General features: G+C 48.3%; 19 protein-coding genes. 10 read left to right on the top strand and 9 right to left on the bottom strand.

Translation table 11 applies throughout. The features are described 5' to 3' along the window. Nucleotides 1-31: 31 nt before the first annotated feature. Complete coding sequence (locus tag AC4EHJ_RS12725; RefSeq protein ID WP_490975999.1) at nt 32-1264, bottom strand: cysteine desulfurase-like protein; 1233 nt, start codon at nt 1262-1264, stop codon at nt 32-34. Nucleotides 1265-1489: 225 nt separating this feature from the next. Between AC4EHJ_RS12725 and AC4EHJ_RS12720 the strand changes: the two genes are divergently transcribed. Continuing rightward, the gene (locus AC4EHJ_RS12720; RefSeq protein WP_490975998.1) at nt 1490-2263 is read left to right on the top strand and encodes an alpha/beta fold hydrolase; all 774 of its coding nucleotides are present in this window, start codon (nt 1490-1492) and stop codon (nt 2261-2263) included. A 39-nt stretch (nt 2264-2302) separates the two neighbouring features. On the opposite strand, the gene AC4EHJ_RS12715 is transcribed toward AC4EHJ_RS12720, so the two are convergent. Together AC4EHJ_RS12715 and AC4EHJ_RS12710 are read right to left on the bottom strand one after the other, a co-directional pair. Then, on the bottom strand, nt 2303-3079 hold the full coding sequence (locus AC4EHJ_RS12715; protein ID WP_490975997.1) for a 3-hydroxybutyrate dehydrogenase: 777 nt from the start codon (nt 3077-3079) through the stop codon (nt 2303-2305). Nucleotides 3080-3100: 21 nt separating this feature from the next. Then, complete coding sequence (locus AC4EHJ_RS12710; RefSeq protein WP_490975996.1) at nt 3101-4420, bottom strand: GntP family permease; 1320 nt, start codon at nt 4418-4420, stop codon at nt 3101-3103. Nucleotides 4421-4652: 232 nt separating this feature from the next. On the opposite strand from AC4EHJ_RS12710, the gene AC4EHJ_RS12705 reads away from it, so the two are divergent. The 5 genes from AC4EHJ_RS12705 to AC4EHJ_RS12685 all read left to right on the top strand — a co-directional run bounded on the left by AC4EHJ_RS12705 (nt 4653) and on the right by AC4EHJ_RS12685 (nt 9702). Then, nucleotides 4653-5534 (top strand): LysR family transcriptional regulator, encoded by an 882-nt coding sequence (locus AC4EHJ_RS12705; RefSeq protein ID WP_490975995.1) that lies wholly within the window; start codon nt 4653-4655, stop codon nt 5532-5534. A 275-nt stretch (nt 5535-5809) separates the two neighbouring features. Beyond that, nucleotides 5810-6877: a Fe(3+) ABC transporter substrate-binding protein gene (locus tag AC4EHJ_RS12700; protein WP_490975994.1), complete on the top strand. Its 1068-nt coding sequence runs from the start codon at nt 5810-5812 to the stop codon at nt 6875-6877. Between the two features lie 75 nt (nt 6878-6952). Continuing rightward, on the top strand, nt 6953-8584 hold the full coding sequence (locus AC4EHJ_RS12695; RefSeq protein ID WP_490975993.1) for an ABC transporter permease: 1632 nt from the start codon (nt 6953-6955) through the stop codon (nt 8582-8584). Between the two features lies 1 nt (nt 8585). After that, nucleotides 8586-9329: an ABC transporter ATP-binding protein gene (locus AC4EHJ_RS12690; protein WP_490975992.1), complete on the top strand. Its 744-nt coding sequence runs from the start codon at nt 8586-8588 to the stop codon at nt 9327-9329. A gap of 97 nt (nt 9330-9426) precedes the next feature. Continuing rightward, on the top strand, nt 9427-9702 hold the full coding sequence (locus AC4EHJ_RS12685; RefSeq protein WP_490975991.1) for a hypothetical protein: 276 nt from the start codon (nt 9427-9429) through the stop codon (nt 9700-9702). A 332-nt stretch (nt 9703-10034) separates the two neighbouring features. Here AC4EHJ_RS12685 and AC4EHJ_RS12680 read toward each other — a convergent pair whose 3' ends face one another. The 4 genes from AC4EHJ_RS12680 to nhaC form a co-directional block, all read right to left on the bottom strand. Next, nucleotides 10035-10697, bottom strand: coding sequence for a ribonuclease H family protein (locus AC4EHJ_RS12680; protein ID WP_490975990.1), 663 nt, complete (start codon nt 10695-10697; stop codon nt 10035-10037). A gap of 156 nt (nt 10698-10853) precedes the next feature. Continuing rightward, nucleotides 10854-11513 carry a class F sortase gene (locus tag AC4EHJ_RS12675; protein WP_490976025.1) on the bottom strand — a complete coding sequence of 220 codons (660 nt, stop codon included), beginning with the start codon at nt 11511-11513 and terminating at the stop codon, nt 10854-10856. Beyond that, on the bottom strand, nt 11479-12276 hold the full coding sequence (locus tag AC4EHJ_RS12670; RefSeq protein WP_490975989.1) for a DUF4397 domain-containing protein: 798 nt from the start codon (nt 12274-12276) through the stop codon (nt 11479-11481). The genes AC4EHJ_RS12675 and AC4EHJ_RS12670 overlap by 35 nt, the downstream gene beginning before the upstream one ends. A 266-nt stretch (nt 12277-12542) precedes the next feature. After that, on the bottom strand, nt 12543-14009 hold the full coding sequence (nhaC, locus tag AC4EHJ_RS12665; protein ID WP_490975988.1) for a Na+/H+ antiporter NhaC: 1467 nt from the start codon (nt 14007-14009) through the stop codon (nt 12543-12545). A 193-nt stretch (nt 14010-14202) separates the two neighbouring features. Between nhaC and AC4EHJ_RS12660 the strand changes: the two genes are divergently transcribed. Together AC4EHJ_RS12660 and ppsA are read left to right on the top strand one after the other, a co-directional pair. After that, nucleotides 14203-15681, top strand: coding sequence for a phytoene desaturase family protein (locus AC4EHJ_RS12660; RefSeq protein ID WP_490975987.1), 1479 nt, complete (start codon nt 14203-14205; stop codon nt 15679-15681). Between the two features lie 60 nt (nt 15682-15741). Beyond that, the gene (gene ppsA, locus AC4EHJ_RS12655; protein ID WP_490975986.1) at nt 15742-18357 is read left to right on the top strand and encodes a phosphoenolpyruvate synthase; all 2616 of its coding nucleotides are present in this window, start codon (nt 15742-15744) and stop codon (nt 18355-18357) included. Nucleotides 18358-18427: 70 nt separating this feature from the next. On the opposite strand, the gene AC4EHJ_RS12650 is transcribed toward ppsA, so the two are convergent. Next, nucleotides 18428-18910 carry an OsmC family protein gene (locus AC4EHJ_RS12650; RefSeq protein ID WP_490975985.1) on the bottom strand — a complete coding sequence of 161 codons (483 nt, stop codon included), beginning with the start codon at nt 18908-18910 and terminating at the stop codon, nt 18428-18430. A gap of 186 nt (nt 18911-19096) precedes the next feature. Here AC4EHJ_RS12650 and ade point away from each other — a divergent pair, with 186 nt between their 5' ends. Then, a complete protein-coding gene (gene ade, locus AC4EHJ_RS12645) occupies nt 19097-20824 on the top strand; it encodes an adenine deaminase (protein ID WP_490975984.1) in 1728 nt (575 codons plus the stop codon). Between the two features lie 98 nt (nt 20825-20922). Next, nucleotides 20923-21840 (top strand): cysteine synthase A, encoded by a 918-nt coding sequence (gene cysK / locus AC4EHJ_RS12640; RefSeq protein WP_490975983.1) that lies wholly within the window; start codon nt 20923-20925, stop codon nt 21838-21840. Nucleotides 21841-21891: 51 nt separating this feature from the next. Here cysK and AC4EHJ_RS12635 read toward each other — a convergent pair whose 3' ends face one another. Beyond that, entirely contained in the window at nt 21892-22836 is a 945-nt protein-coding gene (locus tag AC4EHJ_RS12635; RefSeq protein ID WP_490975982.1) for a phosphoglycerate dehydrogenase, read from the bottom strand. Nucleotides 22837-23137 lie beyond the last annotated feature (301 nt).

Genomic DNA, 23137 nt, shown 5'->3' with positions numbered 1-23137 from the left:
GGTTCCGAGGGCTAAAAGAATGATATTCCTGTTAAAGAGCCGCCACTGCGTTAATTAATCTGTCCACTTCTTCTTCGGTATTATAAGGTGCCAGCCCTGCTCGAATCCAGCCTCCGGATTTTTTGATGTCAAGCCGCTCCGCCAGCGTTGACGCGTAGAAATGGCCCGATGCCAAAAAGATGCTATGCTGTTCGGCCATTATTTTACACACATCCGCAGGATCAGTGCCCGTCACTTGAAATGCGATAGTCGGAGTTTTTGAAACTTCGGGCGCCGCCTCAAACAAAGTTACTTTATCCAATTCTCTCAAGCCATCGCGCAGACGCTTTGCCAAACTGTTTTCGTAGGCTTCGAGATGCGTCATGCCATTCACTATTCGGCTGCGGCGCGTTTCTCCTTCACCGAAGCTTGCAAAAAACTCGATGGCTGGACGGATGCCCGCAATCCCTTCGTGGTTTTGCGTGCCCGTTTCCAGGTTGTCCGGATAATAATCTGGTGACGGGACAAGTTTATACGGCTTCAAGCCTTTGAAAATGCTTTCGCGGATAACTGCAATGCCGACATGCGGCCCGAAGAATTTATAGGCCGAGCACAAAAGAATATCAATGCCCTGCTTCTCCCGGTCAAGCACCATATGGGGTGCTGCATGGACAGCATCCGCTGCCACCAAGGCACCAACTTCTTTTGCACGCTGGACTATGGGCTCAATGTCGACGATTGTTCCGACAGCGTTTGACGCCAGTCCGACCGCTACGAGTTTGGTCTTTTCGTTGATCAATTCGTCCAAGTCCCGCAGGTCAAGCGTCAAAGCATCGGTATCCACAGGGATCCAGCGGACATTCAATCCCCGGTCTTGCGCCATCATCAGCCATGGATCGACATTTGCGCGATGGTCCATTTCCGTGACGACAATCTCATCTCCCGCTTTAAATTGCTTGCCGAGCGCATTCGCGATGGCGATTGTCAACGTTGTCATGTTAGCGCCGAAAGCGACTTCATTGGGCTGCACATTCAAAAAGTCCGCAACTGCCCCTTTTGAACCAGCAATCATTTCTTCCGTTTCCCAGCTTGATGGGAAAGAGCCGTGGAGATTCGCACCTCCGCGCTCCATATAGCTGGCAATGGCATCGATAGCCGATTTGACGACCTGTGAGCCGCCAGGCCCATCGAAATACGCCACATTTTTTCCGTGGTATGTACGTTTCAGTGCTGGGAATTGCTCCCGCACAGCTTGGATTGGAAATTCAGTTTCAGTCATTTTCATTAGTTCGCTCCCCTTTGGTTATCAATTTTCACATTAGCCATACCTTCTCTCTACTAAACCATTTTTGGGCAGCCAGTGTCTAATGGAAAGAGCTATTTTCAGAAAATTAATTCATTAAAGAAATTGGCGCATAAGCAAGAAACAGTGGTCCGCTCCCCCGTCTTCTGGATTAACCACTTCTATTAAGGGTAAAGACCTTTATCGACAACGAAAGGAAGAAGCCAAATGCCTTATTTCATCTCAGACGGCTTGGAGTTGTATTACGAAGATATCGGCGAAGGACCGCCATTGCTTCTTTTGCACGGCCTGACCAGCAACCACGCCATGTTCTACCGGGAAATGAATTTCTTTAAAAAGAAATTTCGTGTTATTGCATTGGATGCGCGCGGCCATGGCAAATCTGCCAAGCCGCCGCAGTATACACTCGACGACCACATCGACGATGCAGCTGCCCTTATCCGCTTTTTGAAACTCGAGTCGCTTTCTGTAATTGGCGTATCGATGGGCAGCTACATCGCTCAAGGCATTGCCATCGAATTGCCGGAACGGATTGAAAAGCTTGTACTCGTAGCCACTAAATCACACGGTGAACAATCTTCGATGGACGAGCTGTTCGAACGGTATGAAGAGGAATTCAAAGGGCTCAACACGATTGAAAAGCTACAAAAGTCTTCTGAATTCATGTTTCATGACCAGGAAAAAGTCAACCGCTGGCTTGAGAAAACGGCCGAAAACAGCGATGGGCTGACAGGACGTGAACAAAGCATCGCCTCAGCAGCGATTACCAGCTTCGATTTCCGCCCGAAACTTTCTGCTGTGCAAGCGGAAACGCTGGTCATCAGCGGTTCGCACGACGGATTGAATCCTCCGCCAAAAGGCCGCGAGACCGCTAAATTTATTCCAGATGCGCTCTTCATGGAATTTAAGCATTCGGGCCATGCGCCCAACGTCGAACAAGCACGGCTGTTCCTTGGTATCACAGATAATTTTCTTGACTAAAAAACCCGCCAGGCAATTGCCTGGCGGGTTCGTCTTTGTTTATTGAGCTGTGTAGCCGCCATCAAGAACGACAGCCTGCCCTGTGACGCCTGATGCTTTGTCGCTCGACAAGAACATCGTGTAATCTGAAATTTCCTGTACCGATAGGAGGCGTTTTTGCGGTACCAATGGATAGATGACTTCTTCAAGCACTTTATCCAGAGATACATTGCGCGTTTTCGCCAAATCGCTTAACTGATTGCGCACAAGCGGTGTATCAACATAGCCTGGGCACATGGCATTAACTGTAATGCCATGCTCCGCACCTTCAAGAGCAGCAACTTTCGTCAAGCCGATGACACCATGCTTCGCGCTGTTATAAGCCGCTTTGCCTGCGAACCCGACAAGGCCGTTAATCGAAGCCATATTGATAATGCGGCCTTTCCCTTGTTTTTTCATGATCGGGAAAGCATGTTTTGTTGCAACGAATGGAGCGACCAGCATGATTTTCACCAATAACTCGAATTTTTCAGTCGGAAATTCTTCAATCGGCGAAACGAATTGCATGCCCGCATTGTTGATCAGAATGTCCAACGACCCGTAAGTTTCGACCGTTTTCTTGATCGCCCCTTCAAGTTCTGTTTCTCTTGTGACGTCAACTTTCAGGCCAATCGCTTCAAACCCTTGGCTTTTCAACGTGTCTGCGGCTTGCTGCACCGCTTCTTCATTGATATCCGTCAACACAATTTTTGCGCCGGCTTTTGCAAAATCGGCACTGATTTCATAGCCGATGCCGCTGGCGGCACCAGTGATGAACACTACTTTGTTTTCAACCATCCGAATGACCTCCACTTATTATTAAATTCCCATGCCGAATGAGAACAGGACGATTGCAATGATGGTACCAAGAAGCGGCACAATAACCGTCACAGCCCCTACTGCACCGTAAGCCGCTTTATGCGTCTCGCCACAGATACCCTGAATCGTCGTTACGACATAACCGTTATGCGGCAATGAATCCAACGCCCCGGAAGAAATCGAAATTGTCCGGTGAAGTGCTTCTGTATTGACCCCTAAATCGATGTAATGAGGCGCAAGCAAAGGCAATGCGATTGCCTGGCCGCCTGAAGATGACCCGGTAATCCCGGCGATGACACTGACCGCGATCGCTCCGCCGATTAGCGGGCTTCCCGGGATATTCGTCATAGCGTCAACCGCTGTCTGGAACGCTGGCACTGCTTTTGCAACGCCGCCGAAGCCGACAACTGCTGCAGTATTTCCTATAGCGATCAATGCGCCGATTGTTCCATCAGTCAACGCTTTGCCAAGATCTTGGAAATGTGTTCTGTTTAGAATATATGTTGCAAGAACCCCGCCAAGCAATGCGATAACCAAAGCGGATGTTTTCAATGAATCATGGAAAATGAAAGAAACGACAAGAACCACTAGCAAAGGAATCAAGCCCATGATCGGGTTTGGAAGATTGCGCTCTGGCACCACTGGATCTGTTTTGCGCGACTCAAAACGCTCGCCTTTGTTCACTGCTTTACTGATCATGCGCTTCAGCCACCAGTAGCCGAATACCGCCATAAAGATTGCGACAACGATACTGACTTCCCAGCCAGCGTAAGGGCTTGTGCCTAAAAATTCAATCGGGATCCAGTTCTGGATTTCCGGAGAACCTGCTGAAGTCATCGTGAATGTTACTGAACCAAGTGCCAATGCCGCCGGAATGAAACGGCGAGGAAGATCCGCTTGTTTAAACAAGCTAAGCGCCATCGGATAAACCGAGAATGCTACAACGAACAAGCTCACTCCGCCGTAAGTTAAGACCGCACAAGCGATGACAATTGCAAGTACCGCACGCTTGATGCCGAATTTGTTAACCAGCCAGCGTGATACGCTGTCAGCAGCCCCGCTGTCTTCCATTAATTTACCGAAAATTGCTCCAAGCAGGAACATCGGGAACCAAGCTGTGATGAATCCGGAAAACCCGGTCATATAATTTCCTAAAAAGTTTACTTCCCCTTCTCCGACCATCTGTGGGAACAATGGCAAGCTGCTGAACAACGCAACGACCAATGCACTCAACGGCCCTGCAATCAGCAAGTTTGTGCCTCTCATTGTCAAGAAAATGAGCAACGCCAAACCTCCGATTAAACCAATCATACTGAACATCTTATTTCCCCCTTTGATTTTGCTTGCCGCTCCCATAGCCGACTATGATTACACCATCTCCACGCCCTTCGATGTGAAAGCGCTTACTAACTAGTTTAAGAAAAAATTCAAATATTTGTCACAATGCTAAGACGCGAGCGGCTTTTTTTAGTGTACACTGCGGCATAGGATAGGTAAAATGAATAAAAACTATATATTCTATAACAAATAGTTATATGTCAGGAGCAGTCAAATGGACATCCGCCAACTCAAATACTTTATAGAAGTCGCTAAATACAAAAGCTTTACAAAAGCTGCCCTCGCGCTCCATGTTACACAGCCGACCTTGAGCAAAATGGTCAAAAACCTGGAAGATGAAATGGACGTCGTACTTTTTGACCGGTCATCCCGCCAGATCACGTTAACAGATGCCGGCGAAGTCGTTTACGAACAGGCCACTAAAATCGTCAATAGCCTGGATGATTTATCTGCTTCTTTATACGATGTTATGCATTTAAAAAAAGGGAAAATAAAAATCGGCTTACCGCCTGTCATCAGCACCTTGTTTTTCCCGACGATAATCGCCGAGTTTCAACACGCCTATCCGGATGTCACTGTGGAAATCGCTGAATACGGCGCCCGCAAAGTGGAACAAAAAGTATTGGAAGGCGTTGTGGACCTCGGATTTGTCATGCTGCCGGTCGACGCTGAAAAATTTGATGTCGAGCCTTTTGTGGAACAGGAAATCAAATTGCTGGTCCATGAATCACATCCTTTAGCAGATCGTGAGGTCGTCGACTTGATTGATTTCAAAGACGACCCTTTCCTTCTATTAAGTAAAGAATTTACTTTGAACAGCAAAACCATCGAATTCTGCCTAAGCGAGGGCTTTAGCCCGAGAGTCGCGTATGAGAGCTCGCAATGGGATTTTATTGTCGGCATGGTCGAAAAGAATCTCGGCGTCACTTTGATGCCTAAACTGATCTGCGACCGCGTCAAAGACGGCCCGTTCAAAACTTTGTCGCTGTCCCATACATTTCCTTGGCGCTTAGGAATCATCATGGCGAAAAATCGCTATGTCCCCTACATTTCGCGCTCGTTCATCACACTCGTCAACGACTTGCCAAAATTCTGAATCTGCTGCTTTTGCTTCAAAAAGGTCTGCGTTGGCCAATGAGCTTTCTCATTCTCGCAGAGCTTTCAAGCGCCGGCACATCAACGATCAATGCGGAATAATGAGAAGCATGTACTTCCCGACATATTACGTGAGCGGCATCCAATAAATTTCCTTCTTTAAATGGACTTATAAATTTTAAATGATGCTGTTGACAAACGTTCTCATTACCTTATAATCGATATTGAGAATCATTTTCATTTGGATTCCTACAACAATCAAAGGGAGAGACAGACATGAAAAAAATGCTATGCGCTGCACTGATTTTGATGCTTCTTTTATTATCAGCTTGCGGAAACCAGGAAGCTGGCAACGAATCGTCAGAAGGCGATGCACCTAAAGATACGGAAAGCAAAGAAGTAAACTTATATACAGCACGCCATTACGATGTAGATGATGAGCTTTACAAGAAATTCGAAGAAGAAACGGGCATTAAAGTCAACTTGATTAAAGGCGAAGCGGATGAATTACTTGAGCGCATCAAGCGTGAAGGCGATGCTACTGAAGCCGACCTATTTTTAACTGCGGATGCTGGGCGTTTGTTCCGTGCTAAAGACGACGGCTTGTTCCAGGCTGTTTCAAGCGACTTGCTAGACGAACAGATTCCTGAAAACTTTCAGGATACGGACCAAATGTGGTATGGCCTGACCAAACGTGCACGTGTAATCGTTTATAACAAAGAAACTGTGACTCCTGAAGAACTATCGACTTACGAAGCGTTGACGGAAGACAAATGGAATGGCCGCGTATTGATTCGCGGATCTGAGAATGTTTATAACCAGTCATTGCTGGCTTCATTCATCGAAATTGATGGTGAAGAAAAAGCGAAAGACTGGGCAGCGGGAATGGTTAAGAACTTTGCACGCGATCCTGAAGGCGGAGACCGCGACCAAGCGAAAGCCATCGCAGCTGGTGTTGGCGACATCGCCATCATGAACACGTATTACTTGGGGCAAATGCTTAACTCGGAAGACCCTGAAGAAGTGAAAGTTGCTGAAAACCTTGGCATCTTCTTCCCGAACCAGGAAACTACAGGCACGCATGTGAACGTCAGCGGCGCGGGTGTGGTAAAATCGTCTAAGAACAAAGACAACGCACTCAAATTGCTTGAGTTCTTGTCTGCTCCTGAAGCACAAGGAACATTTGCAGAAGCGAATTATGAATATCCTGTAAACGAAGCTGTCGAAGAAACTGAATTGCTGAAATCATGGGGCGAGTTTAAAGAGCAGGACATTCCATTGTCAGCTCTTGGAACGAACAACTCAAAAGCGATTCTGATCTTCAACGAAGTCGGCTGGAAATAATAAAACGAAATCCCCGTGTTGCGTCCCTTCGCAGCACGGGATTTCTTGCGATTGGAATAGAGAGGTGTTTAGAAGATGCAAAGAAGTTTTAAAAATATCAATGTGTGGACATTTTCGGCAGTGGCCATCATGGCGCTCTTGTTTTTGCCGAATTTGACCATTGTCGGCGGAATCTTCACTCCGACAAACGAAAACTGGGCGCACATGAAGGAACATGTTCTTTGGTCCTTCGTATCCACCTCTCTGATTCTGGTTGTGGCTACTGCCGTCTTGACCATTTCCATCGGGTTGAGCCTGGCGTGGCTGATCGCCCAATATCAATTTCCTATGCGGAATTTTTTGAAATGGGCTTTGATCTTGCCTCTCTCCATCCCGCCTTTTATCGGCGCTTACACGTATCATGGAATCGTCAATTATACCGGCGTCATCCAGACGACGCTGCGCGACCGATTCGGGATGGAAGTGAACCCCTCTTATTTTGACATCATGAATCTGCCGGGTGCAATCTTCATCTATACGATCTTTTTGTATCCATACGTCTACACAATCACACGAATTTTTCTGTCCCAACAATCCGCGTCGTTGATCGAAACGTCACGGGTGCTTGGAAAAGGCCCATGGGGCACTTTCTTCCGTGTCGTGGTGCCCATCTCCCGGGTCTCCATCATAGGTGGTGCAAGTTTAGTCGTGCTGGAAGTACTTAACGATTATGGCGTTGTGAAGTATTACGGCATCCAGACGTTTACCACAGCAATATTTCAAACCTGGTTCGGATTGGGAGACATTGAAACATCCATCAAACTGGCTGCTTCACTCATGGGCTTTGTCATTCTGGTCCTGATGATTGAGAAATTGCTGCGTGGGCGTCGCCAATACAGCTATTCAACGACTAAAGTTCGCCCATTGCCGCTGATTCAGCTGACCGGCTGGAAAGCCGCAGGAGCTACGGGCTTTGGACTAGTGATTATGAGCCTTGGATTCTTCATCCCAGTCATCCAATTGATTGACTGGACGATTTTGACTTTCGGTACGATACCAATGGCAGAATTCATGTCCTACGTAAAAAATTCGGTGACGGTCGCCGGAATCGCAGCCACCGCCATCATTGCATTTGCATTAATAGTCGGGAATTTCGGGCGGCTCGTCCACGGCAAGATGGCTAAACTGCTGCCGCGCTTGAGCATACTGGGCTATTCCATTCCAGGTGCAGTCATTGCCGTAGCCGTGGTAACGGCATTTATCGGCCTTGACCGCACACTCGCCCCTGTGTATCAAGCTCTTGGATTTGACACGACTTTAGTATTGAGTGTAAGTTTAATCATGTTAATATCCGCTTACATCATTCGTTTTTTTGCCATCGGCTATAATTCGATCGAGTCCGGATATGACAAAATTGGCACCAACTTCCGCGACGCTTCTAGGCTTCTCGGAATGGGCATTACAAAGACATTCTTTAAAGTCGATGTCCCGATGCTCAAAGGCGCAATCATCAGCGGGTTCATCATCGTCTTCATCGACATCTTGAAAGAAATACCGCTGACATTGATTTTACGTCCATTCAATTTTGATACCCTATCAACGAAAGTATTCCAATACGCCAGTGACGAAAAGATCATGGAAGCTTCCCAAGCTTCATTGCTTATTATAGGGATCAGCGCACTTTCCATTATCATCTTTTATAAATTTATCGAAAAGGAGCCAAAATAGTATGTTTATTTCCATCGATAACGTGTGTTTCTCCTATTCCAATACAAAAACTGCAGCTTTGAACCAATTTTCCATGACGATCGAAAAAGGTGAAGTCATTTCGATCCTCGGACCGAGCGGCAGCGGCAAAAGCACGGTGCTGCGCCTCTTGGCCGGCTTGGAAAAACCGGAAGACGGTTCTTTCAACATTCAAGACACCGTCATTTTCAATGAAAAGAAATTCCTGCAGCCGGAAAAACGGGGAATTGGCATGGTATTCCAGGATTACGCATTGTTCCCGCACATGACGGTCGCTGAAAACATCATGTTCGGCTTGTTCCGCTTCAAGAAAGCGGCGAAGCAGGAACGCTTGCAGGAAGTCCTGGAGTTGGTGGAACTAGAAGGCTTCGCAGACCGATATCCTTACCAGTTGAGCGGCGGGCAGCAGCAGCGCGTGGCGATTGCCCGTGCAATTGCTCCGAAACCGCATCTTATCCTGCTGGATGAACCTTTCAGCAATTTGGATGCTGAACTGCAAGGGAAAATTCGCAAAGAGCTGCGTGATATCCTTAAAAGAGCCGACATTACATCCGTCTTCGTGACACATGATGAAAATGATGCCCACGCAATTGCAGACCGCATCGTGAAGCTGAAAGACGGCAAAATTGAAGTTATCGGACGCCCGTGTGACATCTTGAACATCAACCGCCAAGCGGTCGTTGAAGCGGTCGCATTAGTTGAACAGCGTGACATGATTTCGGTTTAAAGCAAAAGCATTCTTGGCTATCTCTTCTGTAAAAGGATTAACTTTCAGCTAATCGGGAATTTAATAGCAATACGTCTATTAAACGGAGGAACAGCAAATGGATAAAAAAAATGCTTTTCTTGTATGCGCATCGTGCGCCAGTGCTTTCGTGTTGGTGAATTACTTGAAAAAACGAGGGAAAAGATTCTGGGTCTATCCGGATCATTACAACACCCAAAGCTCAGACCAGAAAGAAAGTCCGAACGCCGACTTGGATCCCGCCGAAAAAGGACTGACAGAATTGGATGCAGCCCATCGCTCGGAATGGGTATCAATGGGCTATCCGTTGACCTACCATGACCTTGACGAGGACCGTAAACCTTATAAGAATTGAAAAAAGCAGGCTATCGAGATACTCTCGATAGCCTTTTTATTGCCTTTCAGGAGGACAAGTTCCGAGGCGGCGGAATCCCTCCATCTACAGTTTCACTAAAAGATATCTCTTTTAATATGCATTAAATTGAAGTTAAGATGACGAACTGGTGATTTATCATGCACTAGCAGGAAGTCAACGTGAACTATTTGAAATTTAATAGGCAAAAGCCAAAAAAGGTGACGCCACGATCTAATTTCAAAAGCTCAATATAAGGAGCCCTTTGCTTTTGCAAAGGGCTCCTCTAAGTGTAAAAGCGCTGACGTTTTTAAGAATATTATTGAGCATTTCTCCTATTCCTTCACAATTTCGATTGTGCCCGCGATATCTATGCCGTTCAATGCCTGGGTCGCCAGCTGGTCCGCTTCTGCGTTGTTTTTCCTAGGCACCAGTTCGTAATTAGGCTGGATGCCGAGTTTCTTTAACTTGCCGTCGATGCGGTCTGCCCATTTTGCCAGGTTGATTTCAATGACAGGCCAGTCCCCATCCATCTGGTTGATGACCACTTTGGAATCGCCAATAAAGCTCACCGGCATGTCATGAACATTCAGCAGTTCCAGTTCCTGCAGGCTTAAATACAGCGCTGCATATTCCGCTTCATTATTCGACAGGTGCTCTGCTGCAGCGGCATTGCGCCGCATCCTGTAGGATTTCCCGCTTTGTTCGTAATAGATGACGCAGCCGAGCCCAGATGCGTTTGTGCCCAGGTTAAAGCCGCCATCAAAATAGACCGTGATGTTATGCGGTTCTGTTTCGATGCCTTTCAAATATTTTTTCAGTTCTTTTAATGACCAATTGCTGTCATAGCGGTCAATGAACGCCAAGTTTTCGACTCTGCCGGTGCGCTCTAGATCTTCAGCCAAAAGCAGCGCTTTGGCGGCTGGCATTTCTTCGGAATGGAAAACTGTCTCGGTCCCTTTAGGCGTTTTATAACCCCAATTGATGCGGAATTCCATTGCTCCGTCCCCCTAACCTTCTATACCCTACCTATTTCCTTTTACAGGGGTTATAAACGTCCCCCTGATTTAATGAAAAACCCGATTTCTTTTATTCACACATAAAAAAGGCGATTTCACTTTCTTCAGTGAAGAAGTGTGAAATCGCCTTTGCTGTTATTCTCCAGCGTAGCTCGCATAGACCACGAGCCTTTCCTCCCGTGTCCCCCTTGAAAAGTCGTACGTGCCAGAACAAGTGATCAACACCATTTCCGGAGAAGAGGAATAGCCAAAGATTTTTGGAACGTCCGCCTGATCAAGCGGAACGGATTCCATCGTATGGACTTTATATATCAATTGGCGCCCTTCTCCTTCTACTGTGATCTCATCTCCCGGCTGCAGCTCTGACAGGTCCCAAAATACAGCAGGCCCGTCAATGCCGTCGACATGCCCTGCTATGACAGCTCTGCCGTTTTGGCCAGGCTTATAGCCCGGAGAAAACCAGCTGACTTCATCTATATCATCCGGCACAGCCATTTCACCGGTCTTCGTAGTTCCCAGATGCTGCACTGACGTGTCGACTCCGATAGCGGGAATTTTCAACGACTCGGGTTTAATACCTGTCCGTGCGCTTGCATTGATTGGATTGCCCGCAGGCGCTGCCGCTTTCACATTCACTTCTATTTCCACTTTCTCTGTTGGTTCAGCGGCAAATCCGACGTTCTCGCTGCGCACGCTCACTTCATCCTCCGCTTCTTGGCAGCCGGCAAGGACGCCAAGGAGGCCGAGCATCAGCAGTAACTTATTCTTGAAATCGTCTTTTCCATACCAGTCCACTGGCTGCAAACAATGCCAGCGTGCCAGCGATCAATAACCATGGTGTTTGTTGTTGGCTAGGTGTTCCCAATCCTGTTGTCGGCATGCCGTCTGGCGATCCTGCCGCTTCGTAATCCACTAATGCCAATACTTCTAATGAATCAGCTGTGTTGACAGCAAATACGCTGTACACTGTATCAGCTGCTAGTTCTGTTCCTTCCAATGGCAGAACCTGAGTGCCATCCGGCAAACGGATTTCCAAGTCGTAAGTGCCTGCATCCAATTCAGCGTAATCAGTGATTCCTGGGAATTCCGCTCCACTGAATACTGCATCTCCACCGATCAATCCTACATCAACTGCTGGAGCATCCGGCGACAAATGGCCGACGCGGATTTTCGTTTTGCCTGCTGTTACTTCCATAGAATCTTCCGCTACTACAAATTCAAGTGCATTCACTGTATTGGCAGCTGCAACTGTATAGGCTTTCCCTGCTTCAATCGCGAGGTCTGCACGCAGCACCCCTGCACCTTCCTCATACGCTGTGCCTGTTGCAAAAACTTCTACATCATGTGTTCCAGCTGGCAGATCCAAATAGCCGGAATCCGCTTTGAATGGAACATTCTCTAATGCCGCATCCCCATTTACATATACATCTACCGCTGGAGCGTCTGGTGAAGCGTGGACGATCCGAACCTTGGCCGTGTGTGAATCTGCAGATACTCCTGTCACTAACGTCATGGCGAGCAGCAAAGCGAGTGAAATTAAAGCGAAAATTTTCTTCATTTTTTCCTCTCCTCTTCCTGTATAGTATTTGTATAACATTTGTACACCTTATTTATAATACATTCAAAACAATTATGCAAGTGATAAAGTCAGAATTTTTTATTAATTTCTTTTATTTTAATAATAAAACCTTTAATTTTGATAAAAACAGTCCATCTCACCCTATAAAATACTAATTTTTTCTTTTAACATCCTCCTTTCGTTTTTATAAAGCTTATTTGAAGACATTAAAAAAAGCGGCAGCCTAAGCTGCCGCCGCTCCATCTTTATGTTGTTACAGTTCCTGAAGAAGCCGCTTGATCATCTTGAAGCTGAAGCGCTTCTTTGCGCTTGAGTTCTGTGATTTCTTCATCGCTGAGGTATTCGATCTTGATGCCGAAAAAAGCCATGATGATCGCAATGATCGGTACCGTGTAGTTTAAAATGGCATATGGCGCATAAGCGAATGGATGCACTGCCAATGTTGCAAGAATGAAGACGCCGCACGTATTCCATGGAACCAGCGGTGATGTAACGGTTCCGCCGTCTTCCAAAGCGCGCGACAGATTTTTCGAATGCAGTTTTTTGTCCCGGAAAGCTTTAGCGTACATGCGCCCCGGAAGCAAGATTGAGATGTATTGTTCAGAAGCAGTTACGTTGGTGAAAAATGCGGAAATGACCGTTGCGGCGATAAGGCTGCCGGCAGAACGCGCCACTTTTAAAATCTGGTTGACGATTGATTGCAGCATCCCAACCTGTTCCATGATGCCGCCGAAGACCATAGCGACAATGGTAAGCGACACAGTGAACATCATTGATTCGATGCCTCCGCGGTTGAAGAGATCGTCAACCATTGTGTTGCCGGTTGAAATGGTGAAACCGTCATGGAGTGTATTGACCGCGTCGCCGATATTGCCGCCTTGCACGGCTACGTGGCAAACCCAGCCCAGAAATACACCAATCGCCAAAGCCGGAATAGCCGGAACCTTTTTTGCGACCATCACGATGACTGCAAGCGGTACGAGCAGAAGCCATGGTGAAATGGTGAAATTGCTTTCAAGGGTTGACAGGATTGCGCTGATTTCACCTGTATCTACAGCAGAACCGCCGAATTTGCGCCCCAAGAAGAAATAGGCGATGAGGGCAATCAACAAGCCAGGTATCGTTGTATAAACCATGTGCTTGATGTGGTCGAACAGGTCAGTTCCCGTAATGCCGGCTGCCAAATTCGTCGTGTCGGAAAGCGGAGACATTTTGTCGCCGAAATACGATCCTGAAATAACAGCACCAGCGACCATAGCGGCCGGAATTCCCATGCTCATGCCAATGCCCATGCCCGCAACGCCAATCGTGCCCATTGTTGACCACGAACTGCCGATCGCCAATGTGACAATCGCGCAAATCATGCAGATCGTTACGAGGAACAAGGACGGCGTAATCAGTTTCAAGCCGTAGAAGATCATCGTTGCGACTACTCCCCCGCCAATCCACGAACCGATGATCATGCCAACAAGGATGATAATTAAAATAGCTGGCAACGCCATACGGATGCCTTTATAGGCTCCTTCTTCAATATCATCCCATTTGTATCCGAGGCGCCAAGCGATAAAAGCTGCAACAGCGGTTCCGATCAATAGCGGAACATGCGGGCTGCCTCCGAATTTAATGATTGTAACTGCCATGGCAGCAATCATTGCCACTAAAGGAACAATGGCCAGAAAGAAAGGTGTATGTATTTCCTGATGTTGTTTCATGCTTTCTCTCCTCACTTGATAATCTATTAGTTATTTTGCCACGATAATAATGTAAGCGCAATCAAAATTTATGAAAACAAAAAAATTTCAAAAATTACTTTTTATAATTATTATGTTATTTTATTAAATATACGATACTTCGTTCAGGCGTGAAGGACCCGCCACAAACTTGAAAAGGAAAGGAGGGTTCTGGATGGGCAAAAAAATATTGGTGATCGGTGCTGGAATCGGCGGTCTGACAGCAGCATCCCTGCTTGCGAAAAATGGCGATGCTGTCACCCTCCTGGAAGCATCTTCAGAACTCGGCGGCTGTGCCGGAAAATTCAAGCGCCATAAATTCCTGTTTCCCGCTGGCGCAACGCTCGGGATGGGGCTGGAGGCAGGCGGCATCCATGAGCGGGTATTCCGCTTTCTGGATGCGCCGCTGCCGATGGAACCGCTCGACCATGTCATGGAAATGGTTCATCCCGAAGCCACTTACCAGTTTTTGAAGGACAGAAAGCTCCATGTTGACGGCATTGTGTCGCATTTTCCGGAATACGATAAACAGATCCGTTCTTTCTATCGGGAAATCCAGCAAACCGCGGCGGTTGTCCGGACTTTGATGGATCCGCTCCCTGCTCTTCCCCCTTCGACGCCAAAAGAATGGGCTTATCTCGCTTCTTCAGTGCGGCCGGTTCATGTCAAACTTCTGCCTTACTTTAATCAGACACTCGGGCAACGGTTGGAGCACTACGGCCTGGCACAGCTCCATCCTTTCCGCCACATGTTGGACGGGCTTTTGATCGACAGTATGCAGACCGGCAGCGAAGACGTTTCCTATCTCCTGGCTGCTACAGCGCTTGATATTTACCACGAAGGCGCTTTTTACGTACCGGGCGGCCTTTACCGTTTCGCCGAAATCATGGCGGACAGCTTGATCGCAAATAACGGTGTCCTGAAGAAAAGGCGGACAGTCCTTAAACTCGAAAAAAGCGAAAGCGGTTGGCACGCAATCGACCACCGCGGCAACGGCTACGAAGCGGATGCGGTTATCGTTAATGCGCCGATTCATTTACTGCCGCAAATGCTATCGCCGGAACTCATCAAGCAATTGAAAAAGCCGCTCGCTGAAGGCATGCAAAGCGAAACTTGGACGACTCTGACGCTCTATATGGCCATTGATGAATCGAAAGTGGCTGTTCCTCTGCCATTGTTCCGACAGATTTCAACCGGGGACGGCTTGGCAGAAGGTGGGCATTTCTTCATGTCTGCATCGCATGCAGAAGATCGGCTGCGGGCGCCGGTTGGATTCCGGACTGTGACCGTTTCCACCCATTCAGAAGCCCGGCACTGGGATAACAAGGACAAATACAAATCCACCCGTAAAAGCCTTACTGAAAAGATGCTTGCTGCAATCGAAAGTCAGATTCCCGGTTTTCGAAATGCCATCGTCCATCTTGAAAAAGGAGCGCCGAAAGCTTGGGAACGTTTTACCGGCAGGCCGAACGGCTATGTCGGCGGCTTTCCGCAAACGCTCGATTCCGCTTTATTCAATTCCATTTCACACCGTTCCGGGATCCCTGGCCTTTACCTTTGCGGCGACCATATTTTCCCTGGCGGCGGCACAATCGGCGCAGCAGCAAGCGGCATCCATGCCGCCCGGTCAATTGCCGGATTACGGCTGGTTTAATGTTTCGGCTATTGAAAATCTATAAGTTCAATTACACAAAATAGAAAGGGGATAGCTATTTTGCGAAATTATGGAGTGGATTTTCACGACATCACAAACAGTGACTTGCCTCTTGTCGGCGGCAAAGGGTTGAACCTTGGGAAGCTGGCAAAGATTCCTGGAGTGACAGTGCCTGGAGGTTTTTGCGTAACAGCGGCGGCATTCAAAAAAATCACCGCCGAAAGCCCGGAAATCCAAAAGGCAATCGAAGACCTCTCCGCGTGCCCTGCCGATGATCTTGCTAGCATCAGCAGCGCAGCCGGGAAGATCCGTGGATTAATCGAAGCGGCGGAAATTCCGGAAGACATCAGACAAGAGATTGTGCGCCGCCACGCCGAATACGGCGAGCAAGGTGAATACGCTGTGCGATCAAGCGCGACCGCGGAAGATTTGCCTTCTGCCTCGTTTGCCGGCCAACAGGACACGTATCTAAACATCATAGGACCAAATGCGATTTTGCACGCGGTCCGACGCTGCTGGGCTTCCCTTTTCACCGAGCGCGCTGCTATTTACCGGAGCCAAAACGGTTTCGCGCATGGCAATGTTTTTCTTGCTGTCATCATCCAGCGCATGATATTCCCGCAAGTGTCCGGCATCCTGTTTACTGCGGATCCGGTTTCGTCCAATCGGAAAATGCTTTCAATCGACGCCAGCTATGGGCTTGGAGAAGCTTTGGTGTCTGGAGTCGTCTCTGCGGATAATTACAAAGTGCAGAACGGGGAAATCGTTCAAAAGACAGTATATTCGAAAAAAGTTGCTGTGTATCCGGTTCCGAGCGGCGGCACTGAAGAACGGGCAGTCGAATCCGAAAAACAGCAGCTCCAAGCTTTATCTGACACGGAGATTTTGATGTTGGAAAGACTGGGCAGGCAGATTGAAGCCCATTTCCGTAATCCACAGGATATCGAATGGTGCATCGATAAGGGCCGGATTTTCATTCTTCAGAGCCGCCCAATTACTACCCTCTTCCCGCTACCGCCCAAAAAGGATGATGCGCTTCGCGTCTACATGTCCATCGGCCATCGCCAAATGATGACAGCGCCCATCAATCCCTTGGGCATGTCGTTTTTCGGATTCATGCCGGAGATTCCGCTGGATTCAATCGGGGGGCGCTTATATGTCGATATATCCCACGACCTGGCTTCTTGGAGCGGCAAGATGATGCTTGTCAATGGTTTGCGCAAAAGCGATATCAAGATGCACCATGCCCTTGCTGATTTCGTGAAAAGAAAAGAGCCGCTGCCAACCGGGGATAGAATGTTCAAAATCGGTTCTGGTGCGCTATCCTGGAAATTTGTTTTTGAATTGTTCAATGTCTACTTCAAGAACGACCGGAATCTAGTCAAAAGAATCATTGCCAAAAATGAGGCTTCTCTCCAGCAGGCTGCCGAGCAAATCGGACTTTTCTCAGGGGATGAGCTGCTTGCTTTCCTATTACAGGATCAAAAGAATTTAAAGAAAAATGTTTATGATCCACAAGGCTTAGCAATCATCATGGTCAGCATTTACGCGATGATGTGGATCAACGGAAACATGGGAAAATGGCTTGGAGATAAAAATGCAGCCGATATTTTGTCCCAATCCGTTCCGGATAATGTTACTTCTGAAATGGGCTTGGATTTACTGGATGTCGCCGACGCTGCCCGCAACTCCCCCGATGTCATCCGTTTTTTGCAGAATCCAGATAAAAAGAACTTTTTCGAGTCGCTAGAAAAGCTCGAAGGCGGAAAAACGTTCAGTGCGGCATATCGAAATTTCCTAGATAAATACGGCATGCGCTGCGCCGGCGAAATCGATATTACCCAGACACGCTGGATAGAACAGCCTTCCATTCTAGCTCCTACAATCGTCAGCAATATCCAGAATTTCCGGCCGAAGGAAAAAACGGCGCGGCTGCAAGAAGGCAAGTTCAAAGCGGAGATGAAAGAACAAGCACTGGTTAGGGGACTCCAACGCCAGCGTGGAGGCAGAAGAAAAATCAAAAAGTTGAAAAAGCGCATCCGCATTTTGGACAACTACCTTGGCTTTCGGGAATATCCGAAATTCTCTTTCATCAAGCGGTATGGCATCTACAAACAGTCATTGATGAAAGAAGCTGCGTTGTTGCGGGATCGCGGAACTATCCGTGAAAAAGAGGATATCTATTATTTATTCTTCAATGAATTGCAGGAGCTTTTCCATACAGGCCACGCGGATTATCAAATTATCGAAGAGCGGAAGGCAGCTTACCGGCAATACAGCAAAATGGTCCCACCCCTCTTGATCACTTCCGAGGGTGAAGTATTGACCGGGGAATATGATATTGGCAATATGCCCGCAGGCGCGTTGCCGGGCATCGCTGTTTCAAGCGGCATTGTGGAAGGACGCGCGCGAGTGATTATGCGGATAGAAGACGCTTCTCTGGCAGAAGGCGATATTCTCGTCACTGCGTTTACCGATCCGAGCTGGACGCCATTGTTTGTTTCCGCCAAAGGACTCGTAACCGAAGTGGGCGGCCTCATGACCCACGGCGCGGTTATCGCACGGGAATACGGGCTGCCTGCTGTGGTAGGTGTTGAAAATGCCAGCCGCCTGATCAAAGACGGCCAGCGCATCCGCATCAACGGTTCGGAAGGTTACGTCGAAATCCTTCCATAAACTTGTGCCCGGCAAAAATAACCTAACCTGGATGCATTAAATTCCAGGTTAGGTTATTTTCTTCAAATTTTTAAATAGCCCACTTGCTATCCGCTTCAAAAATCGGCGGCTCTTTTTCTTCATAGGGCACTACGCGGACCTTCAGTTCAGCATTTCCTTTCACCGCTTTTGAAAGGGGGCATCGCTCATATGCCCCGTCCGCCAAAGACTGTACTTGCCTTAGGTCCAATCCCCTCACCGATACGTCCATTGCTATCGCAAACTTAGAGTCCCCATCTGCGCCATCCGGCATCATAGACACTTTGCAACTTATGCGGGTCCTGCCCGCAACCCCCGCTTCTTCCATGACAGTTGCCAAAGTGAAACTGAAACTGCTGCTGCAGCCTAGTGCCAGAAACTTGGCCGGGCTGAAGCCTTCTCCGCTGCCTCCCATTTCTAGCGGCAAGGACACAAGCGTCGAAAACGAACCGTCTTCCATGTAACTTTCCCCGCCTGGACCGTCAATTGTGATGGCCGCGGCTGTTGTAAGCAGAGCGTCAGAACGATTATCCATTTCTGCCATCCCCTTTCTGAATCTTTCTTTAGCGACAGTATACTCCCATTTCTTCAAGCGTTCCATCAGCAATTACCACGGGAATTTTAACTGGTGTTCCGCTGGCGGGAGTTGTAAAATTAGGCAATGTACCGTTTTTTCACTAGCTCGAAACCCACCGAATCCCTCAAAAGGAGCCTGATAACCATGAACAAGCAACAGCTCACAGCACGCATCCAAGCCTCCAATAAAACCAAAAAGGCGGATGTGGTCATCCGCAATGCCCGCATTGTCAACGTCTTCACAAAAGGGCTGTCATCGGGCGATGTCGCCATCGTCGACGGTGTCATTGTCGGAATTGGCGACTATGAAGGAATCGTAGAAATCGATGCCTCCGGACGCTTCCTTTCCCCTGGCCTGATTGATGCTCATGTCCACATCGAATCATCGATGGTCACGCCGCATCAATTTTCCCAAGTCGTCTTGCCTCATGGCGTAACGACCGTTATCACTGACCCGCATGAAATCGCGAACGTCCGCGGGGCAGCGGGCATCGACTTTATGCTCGATGATTCGGCGGACACGATGCTCGAAGTTTTGTTCATGCTGCCTTCATGCGTACCGGCGACTCCTTTTGAAAATAGTGGTGCCGCATTAAGTGCCGAAGACTTGCGCCCATTTCTTTCAAACAACCGTGTCCTGGGGCTCGCGGAAGTTATGGATTTCCCGGCTGTCCTCGGCGCTGACAGCGCCATGCTCGATAAATTGCTGCTCAGCAGCCAAATCGACGGCCATGCCGCCGGACTTTCTGCAAATGACATCAATGTCTACCGGTCTGCGGGCATTCTAACTGACCATGAATGCACGACAAAAGAAGAAGCATTGGCACGCATCGAACGAGGGATGTATGTCATGCTGCGCGAAGGCTCGGTTGCTAAAGACTTGAGCGCTTTGCTCGGGGCAGTCACTGAACAAAATGCCTCCCGCTGCCTGTTCTGCACAGATGATAAGCACCTCGATGACTTGATTGAAGAAGGCAGCATAGACTTCAATGTCCGCGTCGCCATCGCCTCGGGACTCGATCCGATTACCGCCATTTCAATGGGCAGCTTTAATGCCGCGCAATGCTACGGGCTTTCTTCAAAAGGCGCCATCGCACCCGGCTATGACGCTGATTTCATTTTATTGGACAGTTTAGAGGATTTCACGATTTCCGAAGTTTATAAAGGGGGCAAGCTAGCCGCCAAAAACGGCCGCTATGCAGGAACTACTTCAGAACGGGCAAGCTCACACCAAGTTCGGGATACCGTCCATATGTCTGCATTAACGGCCGATGATATACGCATCCCGCTCCAACTAGGCGCCAAAGCACATATTATCGGCATCCATCCAAACAGCCTTCTTACTTCACATTTAATAGAAGAAGTTCCACAAGGCACAGGCTTTTTCACGGCAGATCCGGAACAGGACCTCTTGAAGATTGCCGTCATCGAACGCCATAAAGCGAGCGGCAATGTCGGGCTCGGAATCGCCAAAGGGCTCGGCTTGCAGCGCGGAGCCATTGCTACGACAGTTGCCCATGATTCGCATAACATCATTGCAGCCGGCACGAACGACGCCGATATCCTGTTGGCGGCGGAAACATTGCACCAAATTGGCGGCGGCCTAGCAGTTGTTGAAAACGGCAAAGTCCTTTCAACGCTCCCGCTTTCCATTGCCGGTCTAATGTCCGAAGCACCTTTTGAAGAGGTCTATACGCAGCTTAAAGAACTTGATAAAAGTCTTCTGGTAATCGGAGCTTCCACCCATTTCAACGCATTCCTCACCTTGTCGTTCCTGTCACTGCCAGTCATTCCCGACTTGAAGCTAACAGACCTTGGGCTTTTCGATGTCAAAGCGTTCAAGCATATCCCGGTATCCGCAGCAGCTGAATGACACAGTCAGTAAGCTTTCTCCCTTGGTGGCTGTTGCTTTTTTAGATTAGAATAGATGATGGATGCATATAGAATCTTAGGAATGAAAGGTTGTTACGCATGAAACCCTTTAACAGCATTACAGACTTGATCGGCGATACGCCGGTTGTTAAATTGAATAGACTTGTCCCAGCAGGCGCTGCGGATGTTTATGTAAAGCTTGAAATGTTCAACCCGACTAAAAGCGTGAAGGACCGTGCGGCTTATAATATGATCAAAATGGCGGAAGAACAAGGCGTCCTGAAACCTGGCGCGACAATCATCGAGCCGACAAGCGGCAATACCGGCATCGGCCTTGCAATGGTGGCAGCGGCGAGAGGCTATCGCGCGATTCTTGTGTTGCCCGACAACGCCACCAAAGAACGCATCAATTTGCTGAAAGCTTTTGGGGCCGAAGTGGAATTGACTCCTGCCGATGACAAAATGCCGGGTGCCATCAGCAAAGCGCTCGCGCTGAAAGAGGAAATTCCGAATAGCTTTATCCCGCAGCAATTTGAAAACGCGGCAAACCCAGACGCACACCGCCATACGACGGCTACTGAAATATTAGAGCAGATGGACGGCAAGCTTGACGCTTTCGTCGCTTCCGCTGGAACTGGCGGCACCATCACAGGGACAGGCGAAACCTTGAAAGATCATTTGCCGGATCTGCATATCGTCGTTGTGGAACCGAAAGGCTCTCCGGTATTATCCGGCGGCAAACCCGGCAAGCATAAATTGGTCGGCACAAGCCCGGGCTTCGTACCGGATATTCTGAACACTAAAATTTACGATGAAATCATGCAAATCAATGATGATGACGCCATCGATATGTTCAAAAGAATGGCGCGTGAGGAAGGCATCTTCGTCGGCCCTTCAGCCGGAGCCACTGTTTTTGCGGCAATCGAAACCGCTAAGCGCCTAGGTGCTGGCAAAAAAGTGCTGTGCATCGCACCGGACACCGGCGAACGTTATTTAAGCATGAATCTTTTTGACTGATTGAAATACCCCTTGTTGCCGCGGCAACAAGGGGTATTTTCATACATGCGTTTATTTGATTTCAAAGTCGAGCGCATCGCCTTTTTGCAGCTTGCGGATGTTTGACACCGATAGCTTGCTGATTCTGGCAACAGCCTCGTACGTTGCTCCCCCGATATGGGGAGTTGCGACTACGTTTTCAAGTTGCGGCAAGCCATTCGCGGGCGGTTCCTGTTCGAAAACATCTAAAGCTGCTCCGGCAATCTCCCCTTTTTGGAGCGCATCCGCTAAGGCTTTCTCGTCCACCAGCGGTCCGCGTGAAATATTGATTAGAAACGCTGTCGGCTTCATTTGGCCAAGCGTCTCTGCATTGACCAGATGCTTGTTTTTCGCGGTGAGTGATGTTGCAACTACGATGAAATCTGCTTCCCGGAACAAAATATCCTTATCGACAAAATGCGCATTCAACTGCTCGGCAAGTACATAATCCTTGTGGTTCCCGTAGACGAGTGTCTTCATGCTGAATCCCGTCGCGCGCTTAGCGAGTTCTTTTCCGATGGCGCCAAATCCAATGATGCCCAATGTTTTGCCGGACACTTCATAGCCCATTTCCGTTTGCCAGACCCCGCTTTTCACTTCCTTGTCTTTTTTGGGGATGCGCCGTGCCGCTGACAGCATCAAGCCGAACGCATGATCCGCCACCGCCGCGGCATTCACTCCCGGGGCGCTCGTAACGCGGATGCCTTTTTGCCTTGCGAAATCCACGTCAATATTGTCGATCCCCGCTCCGTACTTGATGATGCATTTTAAATTCGGCGCGGCATCAATCACTTCTTTATCGAGTTTGACGATGTTCACCAAAATGATTTCTGCATCTTTCACTTCTGCTTTTAATTGTTCTTTACCAATGCCGTTATCCGTATGCAGCACCTTCACTTCCCCGATTTCTTCAAGTTCGGATATCAGGTTTTTATCTGCTTCATAAAATGCTTCCTTCAGTAACAACACAATGTTCATCGAATCCCTCCAGCAATTAGTTTTCTTCCATCTTACCTTTCAGCTTCTCTTACTGCCGCAGTTTTTGCAAATTTACAAATATAAAAGGTGATCGCCATCACCTCTTCCCACTAGTTCTTCTACTGCTATATCCAAATCCTCAAAAGACAGATTGAAAAAGGTCAGCACGCGGGCAGGTTTCGCACAGATTCGCTTGCCGACTCGCTTTCTTTTCAATGGGTAAAAGCGATGCGCGACAATTTCTATGATGGGTGCGCCCATGAGAGCTTCAATGTCGAAGAAGAGCTAAAGCTGCTGATGA

The sequence above is a fragment of the Planococcus sp. TJ-301 genome, from assembly GCF_058268475.1.
The sequence above is the reverse complement of the archived record's forward strand: the minus strand, read 5'-3'. Positions and strand labels throughout refer to the sequence as shown.